Source organism: candidate division KSB1 bacterium, from assembly GCA_022562085.1.
Taxonomy (GTDB): Bacteria; Zhuqueibacterota; Zhuqueibacteria; order Oceanimicrobiales; family Oceanimicrobiaceae; genus Oceanimicrobium.
In genome coordinates, this window is the sequence record JADFPY010000370.1 from 1 (window position 1) to 4,333 (window position 4,333).

The window sequence follows — 4,333 nt, forward strand, 5'->3', positions numbered from 1 at the left end:
GCCCATCTCACATTGCTCGAGAGGTGCTGGCCGATGCCATGCGCGATCGCTCCGATGTGCTCGTCCAATTCACGGACGTCATGATCTAATATTGACATTCCCGGTCCGATTGGGCTGTCCTGAGGATCTCCCGTCACGCAATCCTTGATCCTTCGGACTAGTCTCTTCACAGGGCCCCGCTCCAGCCCCATGAAGGGCCGGTAAAGGATGACGTCGAAGTTTCGGAGGTCAAACGGCAGCTTCTTGTGAGCCTCATCGGGCGCGGGAGCCAGCAGAACGGTGCCGCGGCAGACAGCATGACGCACCCCCAACTCATATAGGACGTTGGGATTGAGTCCGAATAGATCGGCTATAACAACCTTGCTCTTCGTCAGGTACTCGATAACTCGGTCGGTGACGCTGCCCGTTCGCTCGATGTCATCTGCCCTTACACAGACGAGGTCGACATCTGCCTCTTTGACTGCAGGCTTTATGAGCGTCTCGAATCGAGCCGTGTGCACATCCGACTCTGTCCCATCACCGAAGGGCATTATGACGAAGACGGTTCTGGCGAATTCGCCTGTTGGCGCGATAGTTGACATGTCGGAATCCTGTTCAACCGCCCCCCAGGTAGCCCTGCAGCATACGCAGGTCCTCTCCTCTGAGATCAGGGAGCGCTGCTTGAAGCTCTTGATTAGTTAGTTCAGAAACAGCGACGATGCTTGCCAAGTTCCCATCGGGATCCGCGATCGCTCGTAAGATACGAAGGTCGTTGTCGCCCAAAATGATCTCACGCACCGTTCACTCCGGTTGGAAGCGTGACCTCGAAGTCGGCGACAAGACCGTCTGCGTGCCTGATCTTGACGACAAGTCTGCAGATCAGGTAGATCCTCATGACGAGTGACTTCTCGCGACTCATTTGTCGACGGTCGGAGTCGAAGAGGCCCATGCGATCAGGAACAACTTCGACTGGTCTATTCCGAATACAGGAATGTCGCGGCGGTGTTATTCGGGGCGGCCGGACAGTCGCTGTTGCCTTTGGTGTATAGCGATATCGATTTCCTTGTTAACATACCCTTCGATCTTCGTTTCCAGGGCTTTGCTTTGCACAACCACAAAATAATCCACCCTTTCCAGGGTGTTTTCAACAATACTGTCCCACGCATCTCCACCGCGAATATTTTCTTTGTCCAGCCATGGGTTTAACCTTTCTTTTAGGAGTCTGTCATACAATTGCTTTGCGAATCCCTTGTCTTCATTGGCATGACAGATAAATACAGTGGGTGCGTCGGCATCCCCGTTAATTGCTTCAGTAGCGGGTCTGATTTTCTCTGTTGCCTTGAACCTGCGCTTGAGCTCTTTTACAAATTCCTGCAAACTCTCATGATAAAATTGGATTCTATATTGATCTTTGAAAAAGATCATCGCACTCTTGTAGCGCGGGTCCTTTTTATCAACAAACTCTTCCATAGCAAAAGATCGGCCTGTGCGATTGCCCGCTTGCAAAACGTGCAATAGAATACGCAGATACCAGTTCTTGAAGCCAAAGCCGAGAAAGAGGAAACTCTTGTCGGGGTCAGCGAATTCGCTACTTAGATACTCGGGTATGCGTGGGTCCTGGGAAACAACTGCGACAAGAAAATCCAACAAATCGTGCTCGGAAAGTACCATCGAGTCCGGTTCTTTTACATTTCCATAAAGGGAATAGACCAGAGGGTGTGCCTGCGAGCCCTCGATATCGATACGTTGTCTGCCACTGCGGAAATTGTACCATTCCTCTTCATACTTTTTTTTACTTGCGGTGAGTCCCTGAATAAAGAGATGATCGTGGGTGGTTGTCACTATCAAATGAAATGGCAAAGTAGCGAGAGTTGTATGGATGTCGCAGCGAAGCTTTGCATGTTTGTTGAAAAATTCTTCAGCCAAATATTGTAAATCTGTGACACCTTCCTGAGTGCTGAATTTTTGTGCCATTTGCGCCAGATTATTCCGATCTAAACCTTCAATACCAGTGGTTATTTCCTTTGCCAGTTCATTGGCGAAAAGTTCTATTAATGGTTTTGCAGGTTTGTTGCCAGATTTCACTGCGATCTCCGGCCCTAACATGAGGATGCAATTGCCCCGTTGGACGATTTTTGTTAAGACGTTCCAATCCCTATCATCCATTAGATTTCTCCCTGAATAATCGACTGGCTAATTCAAAAAAAGTGGTTACGGTGTGTCAGTTGAATCTAAGAATGTCTGTCAGAGTTACCTAGTATGGAGTGACAATTAAATATACTTTCTTTTTTAAAAGAATGTCAACAAAAAATTTTCTTTTATAATTTTGCTCCTCGCCAACTATCAAGAAGCATTCATGAAATGACTGGCACCAGTCTGTTCAATCTTATGTCCTAGACTAAACATAAATCTAGATTCCTTAATGCGGCTTTGCAAAAACAAACTGTTGTCCTCTCCCGGTTCACCTGTACGGATCAGTACGATTCTTTCTACCAACCATTCCTGCCATAATCTGCACTAACTTTAAAGAAATTAACCTGCATTATTCATGAAAATTGCTAACTGACTTTGGATTTTGCAGGTTAGGTTATTTATAAATAGTGGATTATTGGAGTAATGGATTTCTGGAGTATTGGGGAAAACGAGGCCATTAATTCAATATTCCATTGATCCATTAATCCACTATCTAACTGCTTAAATATTAATATGTTGAATCAATTGCTATATTTGTTTTTGTGAATTAATCAGGTTAGTTAACTTTTTTCTTGACTCAGAAATCTAAATTATGTTTATTTGTAACAATTCCTTTCTAAACATCTTCGTTTACTGATATCACCGTAGTGCAAGAGAAAAAAATAGGGGAAATATGACTAGTCTACCCAAGGACGGTGCAGCACTAAATCTCATTGTTTAAAAAAAATCATTCCAGAAAATAAACTTTCAAAAATATAAGGAAAGAGCCAAAATGAAAAAATTAATCGTTGGGTTATTCCTTGTCATCGCTATTGCGGGAGTTGTATATTTGGTGCAGGCCGGAATCATAACCTGGCAGCCCTTAACAATGATAATCGCCGCCGTGGCTGCGCCTTTTAAGTTTATCATGAGCCTTTTTGGCAGCGAAGAAAAAATTCGCGCTAAATTTGCGGCTGAAAGAGCGGAGGAACAAGCCCATCAGCGTGAATTTGATGAAAAGATCCAACAGCGAGAAGAAAGAGCGGCTGCGTTACGACAGGAAGTTGACGAATTAGATATCAAATTAGCCGAACTCAAAGCCGAACGTGAGACGGTGAGCGCCGAGGTTAAAGAAATGAGCACCGAAGAAAAGCAAAAAAAAGGCAAAGAGCTTTTAGGGGATTAGCTAAGGAAAGGAAGGTGTTAAAATGAAACCTGTTATTTTTACTATTTTGATGTTAACGCTGCCAGTTTTGGCACAGGGTCAGGTAACAGACTTTCCGTATCCGTTAAAGCCAGGTGAGCGATTTCGGGGATCTGCAGAAGTGGATTCGTTGTTTTGGGTCTTGAAAAGTAGTCAGTACAATAAGGCGATTTCTGATTTAGAAAATTACAAGGCGAGCGTTGAAATATTAGAGACAAAAGCTGGCAAATTAGAGGAAATTATTGCAAATAAAGACAGCACTATCTCGGATTTCAAGGTTGAAAAAGACCGTTTAGTTAAAAAATGGGAAGAAACCCATATGAAGTTAGAGGATTCCGAAGTGAAGGTTTTGAAGCTCAAAAAATGGACGCTTTTCTCCGGGGTGCTCGGAGTAGGCGCTGGCGTCCTTTTGGGTGTGCTGGTATTTTAGTGTAAACAATGAATATATTTAATCGTCAGCAAATTTTTAACGGAGGAAACAATGAATGCAGATAGCTGGGTATTTCAGGCAGTTTTTGCAGGAGTAGGAGCATGGTTGCTGGTGATGACTGTTGTTTTTGTTAAATTATTGGGGAAATATACTTTTGGTCAGTGGACGGCAGACAATCCGAACCCTTATGCCAAAGAGACCTTTGCCATGCCAAGAGGCGTTTTTCGGGGCATGCTGACTCTTTCATTGCTTTATGTCGTGGTACTATTTGAAGTGGCTAACATACAAACAACGGGTCTTGAAATGAAAATAGAGCAGCTGCTAGTAGCTTTTCAAATGATGATCGCTTTCTATTTTGGCAGTAAAGTTATGCATCATGTGACATCGGCTGATAGAGACAAAAAAGTAAATATAACATCTGGCCCGGGGCAGAACCCAGGTGAAGGTGCTTGATATCTGGATATCAGACTCGGAGTTTGGAAAAAATTGTCGACAAAATTCGATTTTAAAACTAAAGATTCAAGTCAAATAACGCGTTTTGCCAACAA

At 44.0% G+C, this 4,333-nt stretch carries 5 protein-coding genes; 3 read left to right on the top strand and 2 right to left on the bottom strand.

What is annotated here, in order from left to right; translation table 11 throughout:
- The coding region (locus tag IH879_20400) for a hypothetical protein (protein MCH7677290.1) at positions 1-581 on the bottom strand (581 nt) is incomplete at its 3' end.
- Between the two features lie 403 nt (positions 582-984).
- Positions 985-2,145 carry a toll/interleukin-1 receptor domain-containing protein gene (locus IH879_20405; GenBank protein ID MCH7677291.1) on the bottom strand — a complete coding sequence of 387 codons (1,161 nt, stop codon included), beginning with the start codon at positions 2,143-2,145 and terminating at the stop codon, positions 985-987.
- Positions 2,146-2,944: 799 nt separating this feature from the next.
- On the opposite strand from IH879_20405, the gene IH879_20410 reads away from it, so the two are divergent.
- The 3 genes from IH879_20410 to IH879_20420 are packed head-to-tail and all read left to right on the top strand — an operon-like array spanning position 2,945 to position 4,238.
- Entirely contained in the window at positions 2,945-3,337 is a 393-nt protein-coding gene (locus tag IH879_20410) for a hypothetical protein (protein ID MCH7677292.1), read from the top strand.
- A gap of 22 nt (positions 3,338-3,359) precedes the next feature.
- Complete coding sequence (locus IH879_20415) at positions 3,360-3,785, top strand: hypothetical protein (protein ID MCH7677293.1); 426 nt, start codon at positions 3,360-3,362, stop codon at positions 3,783-3,785.
- A 51-nt stretch (positions 3,786-3,836) separates the two neighbouring features.
- A complete protein-coding gene (locus IH879_20420; GenBank protein MCH7677294.1) occupies positions 3,837-4,238 on the top strand; it encodes a hypothetical protein in 402 nt (133 codons plus the stop codon).
- Positions 4,239-4,333 lie beyond the last annotated feature (95 nt).